Source organism: Fructilactobacillus florum DSM 22689 = JCM 16035, assembly GCF_001436645.1.
GTDB lineage: Bacteria > Bacillota > Bacilli > Lactobacillales > Lactobacillaceae > Fructilactobacillus > Fructilactobacillus florum.
In genome coordinates this window covers 1-12739 of the sequence record NZ_AYZI01000004.1, presented here as the reverse complement: position 1 = coordinate 12739, position 12739 = coordinate 1, and the positions used below count along the sequence as shown (strand labels likewise).

Below are 12739 nucleotides of genomic sequence, written 5' to 3'. Positions count from 1 at the left end.
TTACCTCCTTTCTATTTATTTATCGCTGAAAAGCTGATTAAGCGCTTTAGCAAATCCGTTATAAGTTGCGTTGCTTTGCATTTCGAAAGCGTCTTTCTGTAGCCTTTGCGCTTTAAAGATACTGTCGACTAGGTTGTCAGGCGTTTGTTCCATCAGCTCAGACTCACTCAAGTTGAGCCAGTAGCCAGCATTGATAACATTGGCTGTTCTGTCGGTCATCTCGTCAACTTTGTCGTGGTCAATATTGCCATCTTTATCAAGATATTTAGTCAGCGCTGACCGATACTGTGTTCGCAAGAAACGTCGCAGACTCATTGAGCTTTGCCATCACACCGTTTTTGTTTAGGACTCTGGATAAGAATTCAGTAGCTTGCTGATAGACGTCAAAGGCTAAGCCGTCGTATTTTTCTCCATTGTCAAAGTCGCCAATTTTAATGTATCCGTTACCAGTGTCATTACGCACCATTTTATCTAAGACGGCAGGTAAGCTATTAGCTAGGTTTAAGCCACCACGGTTATTTGACGCCATCGAAATTAAATTAAAGCCAGTTTCATAACCAGGGAATTTCAAGACGAATTTACATTCTTTACCCTTGGCGTTCTTTAAAGTGATTGTCTTAGACTTATCGGACGCTTCCAATTCGCTGTCTAGTTGTTCATACGACATTTTCGGAGAAACAATCACATTATTCATTAGTAAATAGAAAGCCTTGGCTAAGTTTGAGAAATTGTCATTGGATTGTAATGCGTCCATAACTTCAAGCGTAACTGCGGTTGACGGATGTTCTAAAGTGACTGTGGCTTTCTGTTCCTTACCGTCTGCATCAGTCCACTTAACTTCGTGTTTAACTTGAGAATCGAACAGAGTTTCTACTTTTTTCTTGGCATTATTTTGAGTGGTCATAATTTCTCCTTTTATAAAAAAAGACCCTGACGAAATTGCCAGGGTCGATGATTAATTGAAAAGTGAATCGCCGTCGGGCAATTCGGATTCGTCAACCATGTTACCGCTGTGAATTGATACTGCGGTTGTAGAATCCGTATTTTGGATAGGAATTGTTGGTCGGGTATCGATGTTAGACCCCTCTAGCGTCACTTTGACATGGTTTGAAGTATCTTCGTAGATAACATCAAAGGTTGTGTCGTCATCAGGACCTGAATTTAACTGTAACTCGTACAAGGCATTGAAGAACTTAGCGTCATCACTACCAGTGATCAAGTTAAGCGTAGTCTTATATGAGTTATCCGCAGATTCCATCATGTGCATATCGCCGTGGAATCCAGCAGCATAAGTATATTTAGCTGCGTTCGGTGCAATTGATCCAGCAGTCCCATTTTTTAAATCGGTAATTTCACGAATTTTACCGTGTTGACGCACATAAACATGTTGAAAACGGGAAGATAAAATGTTAATTTCCCCACCGTTACTCATTTTTGCTTTAGCCATCTGTTACTCCTTTCTAGACAATTACGTTGACGTTGGCATTGATATCCTGAACGTCGTTTGCGATTTTGAAATTAAATCCAAACTTACTGAATTCACGATCTTCAACCAGTCGATCGGGTACTTGATTAATAGGCGTTGATGTAACCACGATAGGATCAACTAAGATACCATTTGCTGTGTATTCTTTAGAAACACCATCAATCAATTTTTCAATCATCGATACCGTTGATTCATCGTAAGCAGGGAACTTCTGAGAGTTCAAGTAATTTTGAATTACTCGTTTAATCTCATCAGTTACCATCTGAACGTGAACAAATTGGTCGATGTAGTTGCCTTTCAAGGCTTTGCCTGAATTAGACATTGCCCAATCAGCTTTGTTGACAACGACTGAGCCGTTAGCAGAGTCAATTGCTTCATAATCTGACTGAGTTAGATCGTCATCAGGTACCATCTGACTCAAGTTACCAACATGACCTAAATCAGTTGGAGCGTTGATTGAGGCATAAGCAACAATCTGAACAGCTGGCTTGCGGTCAGACGTTTCAACGATAGCGCCTGTATTGCCTTGCTTCTCTTTGTCGTCTTTCTGATATGACTGAACATGAGTGCTGAGCTTCTGTAAATCAGCAACTGAGTTGAGCTGTGCGTAAAGTACAACCCGCTGATTATCGTATAAGAAATCTGACAAGTCTTCTAAGTCAGTCTCAGGAACTGTCTTGTCAGGAACAAGGTAGTTGAAACCATCGAACAAATGGTCAGCTACAATCTGTGATACTGGAGTCAACGCAGTAGTGTTGCTATCGCTAGTCGAAACGTTGCCGTTATCTGACGATTGCGTAGGTGCTTGTAGCGCTGCGGTTGAGCCGTACTGAAGAACTTCCACTGACTCATTAAATCCTGGCACTTCGAACGCTGCTTTCGCAGTCTCAAAGACATCAGTTGATTCGTTATAGTCTTGTGATAAGTCATCAATCGTGGAGTAAATCTTAGCTTTGGTGCTAGTACCTTTAGTTAAGATTGCGATTGCTGGCTTGCCAACGCCCTTTACTACTTGCTGGATTGAAACAGTCAAGTGAACGTTGGTTGGACGCTTAATAATTACGCTCATAATTTATCCTTTCTTTTGCTCGTTTTTATAATCAGGTTTTATATAAAAAGTCATAGTCAATCCGTTTTGGAATTGCCAATCAATGTTAAAGTACGAATCGGTATTCGGCATATCTTCCACTGTTTCTAGCACAACACCGTTCTCACGTAGTTTATTAGCTGGATCGGTCAAAAAAAATAACCGACGCAACCAGTCAGCCATTCCTAGTGATTCAGTTTTGATATCAGATACACATTTGAATTGATACTCCATCTCGAACGGCTTGCCGTCATAGTCGTTGAAGTACGTCTGTTTGTGAGCAACAACTGGGCTATACGTAATATACGGGTAGCTTGGTTGCTTACCTATGCGTTCTTCAGAAACAACGGGAACTTTAGGCTCGTACTGATGGATAATATCGGTAACCATTTGCTCAAATTGACCATATAGATTAAGTTCAGAAATCGGAATCGCCCTCTCTCCTACGGTTGCTATTCTCTTTGAGTGAGTAGATCATTATCCCACCAGCCACGTCTTGAGCAATGCTAGCTACTTGATAGGTTGTGCCTGATGCGTCAGTAACACGTGTACCTTTATCAACGTGTAGCTTTGATAGCCAAAACATAGTACCGACTTCAAGTTCCCCACCGACAATCGACTGAAAGTTGATGTTCGGGTTGGACTGATTGACCAGTGGTTCGTTGACTGTCTGCGTACCGTCATCAGTAGTAATTGTTAAGGGCTGAGCCAACATTTTCATGTTGAACTTAAAATTAGAAAAGTTTTGGAATCTCATTTCTCAGCTCCTTTTTCTGCGACTACATAAGTGATAGTTCGGTATAGCTTACCAGTCTGAATCAATGGATTGTCAGCACCCTTGTTATCCACCGTTAGCGGTGCGTTATGCGGGTCTTTCAGCTCAAGAATAGTTTTCTTAAGGTCTTTGACTACCTTATCGCCTAATCTATTCATAGCTTCGTGTGCATCAATATCCCCGTTAAGCATTTGATACATTCTGTCACGGGCAAATTCCATCCACTTGTCTTGGTTGTTAGCAAGGCAAGTCCGCAGGAATGGTCGTGGTGGAATGGTTACGGACTTTCGCAGGATATACATCACACGAATACCGTTAGACTGACTCTTGTCAGAAACGGCAAGCACATTCTTACCTTTCGGACGGAATAGTCCAGATATCTCGCTAGGCTTCTTACCAACGGTTTCTTTGACGGGAATACATAGCCACTGACCATTCTGCGGAGTGATGGTTTTACCGTTCTCATTAACAAGCGCAATCATCGTAAGGAACTCATCGTCCTTTGGAACTCCAACGTAAAGTTGTAGTCCGCTGATAATATCGCACTGCTCACGGAATCTAGTAATTTGGTCGGCTACGTCCGTTAGCTCACTCATACCAATCACTCGTAACTGAGCCGTAATTACTGCTGATACCGTACTTCTCAACGATTGACTGATATCTTTGTAAATATGGGTCATCGTTGTGCATATCAGCAATGGTCTGAGTATTGCCAAGCGTTCCAGCTGACGTCACACCGCCATTGCCAGTGAAGTAGTCAAGATAGAGTAAATGACGGGCAAACGTGACAATAGCCACGTTGACCATCTTCTCGTCAATCTTATCGACGTCAACTTCAGTCTTGGCTTCGTCAATACGGGCTTGCACATCTTCATCGGTAAAGTCAGCAAAAATTGGCATTGAACTCTTGACGTATTTAGGAGTTACTTCGTCCATCTAACCACCTACTTACCACTCGTGGATTTTGGTGCGTCAGTAGTGTTAACACCAGGCACTAACAAATCAGTACCAATCTTGAATCCGTATTGCACGATCTGAATATCACGGGGGTCACTAGCAACTTTGTAAAGCGCTTTGCCGTTTTCAAAGTCTGAACGGAAATTAGCTGGATTACCGCTGGTAAGTTGTGTCAAATCTAATGACGTTCCCTCGATGTGCATAGTTGACATTCGCTTGTTGATAACGGCTTGCTGTCCACCATTTGACGTCTCGTCACGGTCAACTACAACGCCATTTGATGGAATAGCAGTAGAGTAGTGGATTGAGCCATTGCCAAAGATGAAAGCAGACGTTACACCCTTTGAATCAACAGGAATGCTGTCATCTTGTACAATCGTCATTCCTTGGTACGTTGGCGTTGGCATAGCCACGTTACTTGGCTGAACGTACTCAATCAAGTTTTGACGGCTCATCTCAGCGTATGCTGCGGAATTAACAGCAACTTTAGATAATGTGTTATTCATCACATCGCCCATTCGTGATAGCGCAGCAATGAAGTCTTTGGCGCTTAAATCGGTTTCTGATCCAATGTGGAAACCTTTGGCTGCCAACACATCAGCATTGAGAAAAGTATTCTTAACTAATCGCAAAGCTCGCCGTTCGTCTAAGCGTGTCCACCAAGCAGAGAAACGGCTAGCAATCTGTTGAGCCACTGGAGCACCTGAGATAAGTTGTCCAAAATCGGTAGCAGCAAAGGCTTTAGCATCGCTGAATTTGACTTCTTGTTCTTCTGCTGAATCAAGCGAATCAGTCTTAATATCAGTCTTGTCGTCCCATTCTTGTGGGTCGCCAGTCAAATCGTTCAATTGTGGAACGTTGATAAGCCAACCTGGTTGTAACAATCGACTTCCTAATACTGGGTCGGTTGAAATGATACCCGATTGAATCAATCGGTTAGTTTGAGTTGATTGTCGCTGGACATAATCTGAAAAGACTTCAGGAACAATCAATTTGGATAAATCTGTTTTATCTGTAAAAGCCATGTTATAGCTCTCCTTTCAATTTGTGATACAAATCAGCATCTTGTTGATACAGCGTCATCTGCTGGTCGTAGTTCATCTTGCCAAACTCTTCAGCAGTGATGTGCGTTGTATCGATAGGAGCTCCGCCAGCCTGAGGAGTGCCAGCTCCTTTAGTTTTCTCAGCGACGGCTTTATCAATACCCGATTGATAGGACTTGGCAAACTCTTCGACGTTTTTCTTACGGGTTTCTTCGTCCGTACTAGATAGCATGTTTGCAAAACTATCGGGAAGTTTCTTGTCTTGCAAAAGCTTGCGGGTAGCAATTAAAGCATTCTGCTTCTCGAATTCTTCTTGCTGACTCTTAAACTCTTCCTGCTTTTGATTGAACTCGTCCAATTTATCTTGGTATTCAGCTTTAGCTTTCTCAGTGGCAGTCATCTTTGCCCGTTCTTCGCCAGCTTTCATACCGTCAGCTTTCGCTTCTTTCTTGGCTTGTTCAATCGCAGTTTCGTTTTCAGCTTTCAGCTTTTCGATTTCGGCAGCGTACTTTGTATCGTACTCTTTAGCCTTGCTAGCCATAGCCTTATCCATATCAGCTTGGGTGTATTTTAATTCTTCAGTCATTTAGAACTCCTCCATTTTTTTAAGTCAGTAGACTAAGTAAGGTTTTAAGTTTCTCAACTAGCATCGTTCTTTAACGCCTGCGAATAAAAGGCAAACTAAAAGCACTCAACGCTTTGTTAAGTGCTTCATACATCTATATTCGGATCATTTAGTAGCTCGAAATACTCTTTAAACTCATCTTTAGCCCATTGCGGGGCATCATCTCTTATGTGGTCGACTAAATTGTCATCTTTGTACCACCACTTTAACCCTTTAGGTGCATACATAGTTACATCTCCCTTAACATATTGTCTATAATCTTTCCAAACCTAACTGCGACTGGTCTTGGATTGTCACAACCATAATACTCAGTAAATAGTTCGGCAAATCCCTCAGCTGTCGATTTTGAGCCATAAGTACCGATGTTATCGAAAGCCCAATGCTTGAAGTCTTCGTTGTGCTGAAAATCACTACTATCGTAATGGTCTCCCCGATCTTCTCGATACATTTGTGTAAGAATCTGCTCAGATACTCTAACATCTGAGCCACTAGCGGCGGTCAGATTATTATCAACGGCATGACCAAATTCATGAGTTGGAATATGAGTCGAAGTGTCATTACCCCTAAACCAGTTTGTCTGAAAGGAGTAGTCTGTCATCTTCTGCTGAGCTTCTAGGTCTCCGTGCTTGGAATTCAAATGGAGCGACTGCTCTTTTCTTCCATCACGCCATCTTAGCGACTGAACATAAGCTTCAGCTCTAGCAGAACTACCAGTAAAGACATGCGATTCAAGCGACGTAAATTTATACTGCCCGTTATCTAAGAAATTAGGATAGTACGAAAAGAAACGATCTAGCACACGTACAGTATTAGCCATTGTTTCAGGACTGATTTTGTAGTGTGCACGCTTCTTCTCTTTCCATTCTATACCATAATTACTCTCAATGTAATCGCCCATTGCGTCTTTATCAGTTTCATCAAACGGCGCTTGATAGTCACGCTGATAGTCTTGATAAGTATCGTACTTGTCTTGCAACGTATCATCTGAACCATCATCGCCTGAACCATCAGGATTATCATTGTCAGGATCGTCGTTATCAGTGCTACTACCATCATCTCCGCTATCGTCATTATTACCGATTGTTCCAAGCAATGTATCATCTGCGTCGCAAGGTATCAGCTGGCAACGGCAGTTAGGATGCGTATCGTCGGGAATATTTGGTGCATCGTCAATCTCAAACGGGTTGCTGTCCCAATAACTATCGCAGATATCGCAGACTTTCTCGTCTCCCTCGGTCAGTAGATGAACATATTCAACGTCGTTTTCTTTCATTGCGTCCGTAGCACCATCATTGTTAGCACTACTGGCTTCAGTTCGCAATAGCGTCTGAGTCTGTGATACTTCAGTATTAATTGCCGATGAGATATTTCCCGACTGTCTGTCATCGCTAGCGCTAGTAACGTCAGTCAGTTGCTTTAAATCATCTTCACTCATTCCACTTTGAAGTGATGAATAAAGTTCTTGCTGACCCTTGCCAATCGCCGATTGTGCATGATTATCTAGCGCTTCGTCAAAATCGTCAGTGTCCACTAGCTACCACCCCCAAAGTGATTGTATCCCTCTTGGTAGTCGGATTTAATGACTTTATGACCCAGTTCTTTCACATTAGCTGTTGCAATGACGACTGCTGAGCCAAGCAGTGAGCCAAGCAGTGACCGTCGTGTTAGCAAAGCTTGTTGATAAAGAACGTTGAGCTGTTTGCGTAAATCACTGGTCACGCTAGCAGTAGCCATCATCTGATTGATAGCTTTCTGATACTGCTCAATATCCCACTGAGTCGGCGACTGTGATACGTCAGACAAGCTTAGCTGACCATCTTGCTGGTACTTGTCGAAGAAAACTTTAGTCGTAGCAGACGCAACTGTCATCGCTTGCTGATAGATACTGTCTATCTTGTCAGCGTTGAGCTGGTCTTTAGCAACTAACTGCTTAACCCTTTCTTTCTCAGCATTAAGTATCTCTTCATTAGTCATCTGCTCCGCCAACACCATCGCCACCTTTCAAGTTGTTACCAAAGACGTTTGCATTAGCTTTATTGATTCTATCGCTGTTAGCTTGTTGCTGGTCGTCCATTCGTTGCTGTTCTTGCGACTGTGGAACTCCTGTAATTTGACTAGCCATATCTTGGATTGTTTCGTGACTAATAGCTCCAGTTGCGTTCAACGATTGGATATTAGCGACAATCTCTTGCCCATTCTTTGGATTGTTAGGAGTAAATGTGATGGTTACGTTAGCAGGATTATCAGTATCACTGTCAGCACTGACTGCTGAATCAGGCTGTAAGCCTAGATAGTTAGCCAGCAATTGCAAGCGACGATGGATACCGTTTGTGTACAGTGCCGTTGTTAATGCTGTCTCCTGATCCATTCCAAACAGCTTGTAAGCCATTGCTACCCCGCTAGCGTTGTTAGCGAAGTTTTGGTCTAAAACGTTAGGCGTGTTTGTGAATAGCATAATTTCGTTGGCAATATCCTGTCGATGCTTGTCCCAATCAGCAACGTTGAGTTCCTTGGTTAGATAACTCGCCGTGGTCGGTATAACTTGGTCTTGACCGCTCGGATTGCTAATCCTAGTTGGTTTCAGGTAAAGAACGTTTGCGTGAGTGTTAAGCACTTTGCTTTGCATTAACGGTGCATTCTTATTACCATCATCGTCAACTGATTTGATTGTCTGCAAACCATTTTTATCAAGATAGATTTGGTTGCCATGCTTATCAGTGAGCGCTTCAGGCTTGCCATGTGAGTTAGTAACTTCTCCACTAATCATCAATTGAGCGTTGCTGAAGTCCTGCTGGTTGTTAGCCATCTGACTTTCAGACTCATCAAACTCATCAATCTTATCAAGGACTCGCTCGTAGCAACCCATGCGCTCAGGATTGTTGTTGAACTCTGTGATTGGCACTGAGCCGATATAATGTGGCTCGACTTTTGTTAACGTCCAGTCTCCACCGATATCATTGCCAGCATCATAATAGTAGATACTGTCATCAGTGTAGACTTCGACATTGTAGCTACTGTTGCCCGCAACTGATATCTCGTAATAGCGAACGGCAAATAGCTCGACTGGGTCAATATCTGTCGACCATACGACAAAACATGTGTTTGGATTAATCGCTGTTAGCTTAGGCTGATTAGTCCCATCAGCGATGTACAACAACTCGTACGCAACACCAGTTGTAAACATATTGATTGCCATAATGCGATTATGGTAGCTCTCGTTATTGCCATTGTTGAAAGCATCAACTTCTTCAAGTAAGCTTTCGCCGTTATCTTTCTCATCGCTCGTATTCTCATAACCATACTGGATTGGATTGCCAAACTGGTGACCGACTCGCAAGTTAGTAATGTAGGTAGCCCACGGATTGGATATCTTGTTATCGCTTTGCTTATCAGTTTTGATTGTCGACTTCCAGTAATGGATATTGTTGTCGCCAAAATAGTAACGTTGCAGTTCTATGATACGTTCTAGTTCGTTTTGATAATGTTGAGTCGTGTAGTACTGAACCAGTGTCGTAAAAGCTTTGCTACCGCCTTTTAGATTAACAAAAGCCGACTGTGGAATTGCGTAGCGGATGTTAGATTCAGTCCCAAAACGATTAGAACCCTGTTTGTCTTTCCTTGGAACATTCGTTGGATACTTTAGTAAATCGTTCAAGTCAACCATTATACTCCCCACCTTTCGTCATCAGTAAAGTCATCATCTGCCAAGCCATGTTCGATAAGCACGTTGCGCTGTTCATCGATCGAACTGTTGCGTTGCTGTTGCAACTGTTTGTCACGCTCGAACCAGCGTTTCGTTGCAACCCCGTAACGTAGTGCGTCCATACAGTCGTCCATACCATCTTTCTTGATAGGCTCGCCAGTCTTATCATCCCAAATGTATTGATATATCTCAGTCTCAAAGTCTACAAGATTATCTTTGATTGCTTTGAAACGCTTGTTATATATCAGTCGTGATACATCTTCAACACCTGTTAAGCGTGCTTTGTAGGCATTGATAGCATTGATGTTAGCTTCCTGAAAGCGTGCAACATACTCAGGTCTAGCGCTGTCACAATAGAATGGAATGTTAATTCCATATCGTCCCTGAATCTCTTTAGCAATATCTTGCCAGTACTCAATCTGTTTGTGTTGATACGTCCACTCTTTGACCAGATACGTATTACCATCTTCATCATCAGCAAGCAGAACGATTGAGCCCTTATGTTCAAATCCCCAGTCCAGTCCGCAATAGTAAGTCAACGCTTTATTGCGCTCGATCTTATCGAAGTCTGCTTGCGTGATTAAGTTATCATTCTCATTGAAAGAACTGTAGACTAATCCCTCGCCTGCTACCCACAAACCTTTAATCGTTCGGTCGTAGAACATTCCTGCGGGTGTCGTTTGCTTCAGTGACTCGATATAGTGGTCGCTTAAGTTAGCTCGGTTATCTTCCAGCGTGAAGTGGTTAGCTATGATGTACTTGTCGTCTTTAGCTTTATCGATATACTTCGTTTTCAGCCAGTGCGTTGGAACGTCAGGGTTAGTATCGCAGACTACTCTTGCACCATCAGCAGAACAACGCTCTCTAATTTCTTTGAACACTTGTTCGTTAGCTAGCGACGCTTCGTTGATATAAGCACCGTAAGCCGTGATACCACGAATACCAGCAATCCCACGGATGTTCTCAGTGTAGGCTTGCACGACTCGAACAGGAGGTAAGTCGGGGAAGTTGACGTCAAAGGTATTGTGTCTGTCAAACTTGAACTTAATCCCAAGCGTGTTAAACAGCTCAACCAAGATGTTACTATCAATTGTTTTTGAGCTAGCTCCAGCTAAAATATATTGCGGATGTGCAACGCCATTAGATTGAGCAATTCGTGCTGCGTGTTGCAACTCATACAAGAATACGAAGTTATCAACATAAGTCTTGCCAGCTCGAACAGCGCCATAGTTAATCATCAGTGTCCAGTCAGGATTGTTACACTCCTGATCTAGCACTTGTTGCTGTTTAGCTGTAAACACATCGCTAACTGTCATTCTTAGCCACACCCTTTGCTATCTTGCCCAGTAACCTATCGATAACGTTCATCTGTTCTTTGCCACTATTGCTACCAGCCGTAAAGAATCTGTATAGACGTTCCTTAGCCTTGTCGCTATCCTTTAACTCAATCTTGCGTCCATCCTTACCAATCGTGATTGATTTGATGATTGATGTATCGATTGACTCTTTATCTTTAAAATAAACGTCTATTTGACGACTGGTAACAACATCTCCGTTTGCATCCCTAACTGGTTTTCCCTTTGTATCTGTTTCATTAAACACATTAACCGTATAATCCACATAATCGCCGATATCGCCAAAAGCTTGTTTAGCGTCAGACTTTACCAAGTCTAGGATATCTAGCCCCAGTTGCTTACCAGTCTGCTCTTTGAGCTGAGCTATATAAGCCTGTATGTTAGTATTGGCTAGCGTTTTGGTACTATTTACCTTAGCTGTATCGTACGATGAGCCATACGCTTTTAAATATGACTGCGTAGCGTTAAAAGATTGTAGATAATACACACAAAATAACTTCTGCTTTTCTGTCAGTGCTTTATCTGTCACAAAAACATCTGTTGCAATATGTTGCCTTTCTGTTGCGTCACTTTGTTGCGTTGCACTGTCGCTGTTGCGTTTTGCTTTACGTGGCTTGCTTGGCCATCCGTAACGTGACTTCCACGCACGAACTGTAGCAGGACTAACGCCGTATTTCTTCGCTATCTCTTTATATGACTTACCAATTAAGTAATCGGCTTTAGCGTCATCTCTCTTACTCACTTCATCCACCACACCTCCGTTATTTTTTTATGTATTAAAAAATCAGCTCGTGAGAACTGACTTATGTTTTTAGCTCTTGTTTGTAGTGTTATTCATTCCATCAGAAAAATAATGCAACAAAAAAATCAGCTCGTGAGAACTGACTTTCTTGGAATTAGGATTTTAAAGAAAACAGGAAGAAACAACACATGATGAAAAGGAATCTCGCAATAGGTTATTGCCAAACCATTAACAGAGAAAGAATTACATTGCTGTAGATAATGGCTCTTTGCCATTTCTCTACAATACCAATTGTAGCATGTACCAGTCCCGATAGAGTCCCAAATTAGTCCCAAATTAGTCCCAAAAGTGTCCCAAATTAGTCCCATTTTTGTCCCATATCGCCAATGTTGAAATTACCAAACATCTTCTTGAAGATTAGTAGTGCGTCATTCTTCTGCCTATAATAGTGGCTTTTGGATAATCTCAGCGTTTCCATGACTTCATCGTTAGTCTTGCCATACATATAGATAAGCTTAAGAATGCTAGCACTATCAGCGTTAATCTCATCATGGATTAAAGATATCGTCATCCTTACCCGTTTACAAAAGCACGTCTCGGCTTGGCTTCTTTCCATGCTATTAACCAGCTTGTCTTCTTGGCTATTCTCAAAGCCGCCTGATTTCGGCTGATCATCAAATGACGGACTGCTAATCCCAACTTTATTGGCTAGCTCGACTAAATGAGCTTCTTGGTATCGCTCTAGGATTTTCTTAGCATCTTCGATTTCTTTTCTGCCTTTAACCAACTGATAACCCCCAATCATAGCACGCTCGCTACCGCCAGCATTATAGCTAGCATCACATAGACGCAGACAACCAGCGCAATTATTTCAGACGCACGTTTCCCGCTATTCCAATCATTTCTCATCTTCAACCACCACTCGTTCTGGATGTTTCCAAGCTTTGTAAAGTAATTTAATACGTT

Annotated in this window: 16 protein-coding genes; all 16 read right to left on the bottom strand. The window is 42.2% G+C overall.

Features of this window, described 5'->3' with window-relative positions:
* Positions 1-15: 15 nt before the first annotated feature.
* Entirely contained in the window at positions 16-315 is a 300-nt protein-coding gene (locus FC87_RS02870; protein WP_156656523.1) for a hypothetical protein, read from the bottom strand.
* Positions 266-904: a hypothetical protein gene (locus FC87_RS02865; RefSeq protein ID WP_056961572.1), complete on the bottom strand. Its 639-nt coding sequence runs from the start codon at positions 902-904 to the stop codon at positions 266-268. The genes FC87_RS02870 and FC87_RS02865 overlap by 50 nt, the downstream gene beginning before the upstream one ends.
* 51 nt (positions 905-955) lie before the next feature.
* Positions 956-1447 carry a hypothetical protein gene (locus FC87_RS02860; protein WP_054691001.1) on the bottom strand — a complete coding sequence of 164 codons (492 nt, stop codon included), beginning with the start codon at positions 1445-1447 and terminating at the stop codon, positions 956-958.
* Between the two features lie 13 nt (positions 1448-1460).
* Positions 1461-2555 carry a hypothetical protein gene (locus FC87_RS02855; RefSeq protein WP_054691003.1) on the bottom strand — a complete coding sequence of 365 codons (1095 nt, stop codon included), beginning with the start codon at positions 2553-2555 and terminating at the stop codon, positions 1461-1463.
* Between the two features lie 3 nt (positions 2556-2558).
* Positions 2559-2999 carry a phage neck terminator protein gene (locus FC87_RS02850; protein WP_477190166.1) on the bottom strand — a complete coding sequence of 147 codons (441 nt, stop codon included), beginning with the start codon at positions 2997-2999 and terminating at the stop codon, positions 2559-2561.
* Positions 2992-3330, bottom strand: coding sequence for a hypothetical protein (locus FC87_RS02845; RefSeq protein ID WP_054691007.1), 339 nt, complete (start codon positions 3328-3330; stop codon positions 2992-2994). Before FC87_RS02845 ends, FC87_RS02850 begins: the two co-directional genes overlap by 8 nt.
* The gene (locus FC87_RS02840) at positions 3327-3944 is read right to left on the bottom strand and encodes a hypothetical protein (RefSeq protein WP_054691008.1); all 618 of its coding nucleotides are present in this window, start codon (positions 3942-3944) and stop codon (positions 3327-3329) included. The genes FC87_RS02845 and FC87_RS02840 overlap by 4 nt, the downstream gene beginning before the upstream one ends.
* On the bottom strand, positions 3937-4284 hold the full coding sequence (locus tag FC87_RS02835) for a hypothetical protein (RefSeq protein ID WP_054691010.1): 348 nt from the start codon (positions 4282-4284) through the stop codon (positions 3937-3939). Before FC87_RS02835 ends, FC87_RS02840 begins: the two co-directional genes overlap by 8 nt.
* Positions 4285-4292: 8 nt before the next feature.
* Complete coding sequence (locus FC87_RS02830) at positions 4293-5330, bottom strand: hypothetical protein (RefSeq protein WP_054691012.1); 1038 nt, start codon at positions 5328-5330, stop codon at positions 4293-4295.
* Position 5331: 1 nt separating this feature from the next.
* Entirely contained in the window at positions 5332-5934 is a 603-nt protein-coding gene (locus FC87_RS02825) for a capsid assembly scaffolding protein Gp46 family protein (protein WP_054691014.1), read from the bottom strand.
* 268 nt (positions 5935-6202) lie between these two features.
* Entirely contained in the window at positions 6203-7504 is a 1302-nt protein-coding gene (locus FC87_RS02820; protein ID WP_054691016.1) for a minor capsid protein, read from the bottom strand.
* On the bottom strand, positions 7504-7959 hold the full coding sequence (locus FC87_RS02815) for a hypothetical protein (RefSeq protein ID WP_054691018.1): 456 nt from the start codon (positions 7957-7959) through the stop codon (positions 7504-7506). The genes FC87_RS02820 and FC87_RS02815 overlap by 1 nt, the downstream gene beginning before the upstream one ends.
* Positions 7940-9637: a phage portal protein gene (locus FC87_RS02810; protein ID WP_054691020.1), complete on the bottom strand. Its 1698-nt coding sequence runs from the start codon at positions 9635-9637 to the stop codon at positions 7940-7942. The genes FC87_RS02815 and FC87_RS02810 overlap by 20 nt, the downstream gene beginning before the upstream one ends.
* Positions 9637-10992 (bottom strand): PBSX family phage terminase large subunit, encoded by a 1356-nt coding sequence (locus tag FC87_RS02805; RefSeq protein ID WP_056961567.1) that lies wholly within the window; start codon positions 10990-10992, stop codon positions 9637-9639. The genes FC87_RS02810 and FC87_RS02805 overlap by 1 nt, the downstream gene beginning before the upstream one ends.
* Positions 10982-11782, bottom strand: a complete 801-nt coding sequence (locus FC87_RS02800; protein WP_054691022.1) for a terminase small subunit — start codon at positions 11780-11782, stop codon at positions 10982-10984. The genes FC87_RS02805 and FC87_RS02800 overlap by 11 nt, the downstream gene beginning before the upstream one ends.
* Positions 11783-12131: 349 nt before the next feature.
* The gene (locus tag FC87_RS02795) at positions 12132-12560 is read right to left on the bottom strand and encodes an ArpU family phage packaging/lysis transcriptional regulator (RefSeq protein ID WP_162257633.1); all 429 of its coding nucleotides are present in this window, start codon (positions 12558-12560) and stop codon (positions 12132-12134) included.
* Positions 12561-12739 lie beyond the last annotated feature (179 nt).

What these genes read in the sequence shown, in the direction of transcription:
- FC87_RS02860 (WP_054691001.1), bottom strand. Translation starts at nt 1,447, where the DNA reads ATGGCTAAAGCAAAAATGAGTAACGGTGGGGAAATTAACATTTTATCT.
- FC87_RS02840 (WP_054691008.1), bottom strand. Translation starts at nt 3,944, where the DNA reads ATGAGTGAGCTAACGGACGTAGCCGACCAAATTACTAGATTCCGTGAG.
- FC87_RS02845 (WP_054691007.1), bottom strand. Translation starts at nt 3,330, where the DNA reads ATGAGATTCCAAAACTTTTCTAATTTTAAGTTCAACATGAAAATGTTG.
- FC87_RS02805 (WP_056961567.1), bottom strand. Translation starts at nt 10,992, where the DNA reads ATGACAGTTAGCGATGTGTTTACAGCTAAACAGCAACAAGTGCTAGAT.
- FC87_RS02830 (WP_054691012.1), bottom strand. Translation starts at nt 5,330, where the DNA reads ATGGCTTTTACAGATAAAACAGATTTATCCAAATTGATTGTTCCTGAA.
- FC87_RS02865 (WP_056961572.1), bottom strand. Translation starts at nt 904, where the DNA reads ATGACCACTCAAAATAATGCCAAGAAAAAAGTAGAAACTCTGTTCGAT.
- FC87_RS02855 (WP_054691003.1), bottom strand. Translation starts at nt 2,555, where the DNA reads ATGAGCGTAATTATTAAGCGTCCAACCAACGTTCACTTGACTGTTTCA.
- FC87_RS02810 (WP_054691020.1), bottom strand. Translation starts at nt 9,637, where the DNA reads ATGGTTGACTTGAACGATTTACTAAAGTATCCAACGAATGTTCCAAGG.
- FC87_RS02835 (WP_054691010.1), bottom strand. Translation starts at nt 4,284, where the DNA reads ATGGACGAAGTAACTCCTAAATACGTCAAGAGTTCAATGCCAATTTTT.
- FC87_RS02870 (WP_156656523.1), bottom strand. Translation starts at nt 315, where the DNA reads ATGAGTCTGCGACGTTTCTTGCGAACACAGTATCGGTCAGCGCTGACT.
- FC87_RS02825 (WP_054691014.1), bottom strand. Translation starts at nt 5,934, where the DNA reads ATGACTGAAGAATTAAAATACACCCAAGCTGATATGGATAAGGCTATG.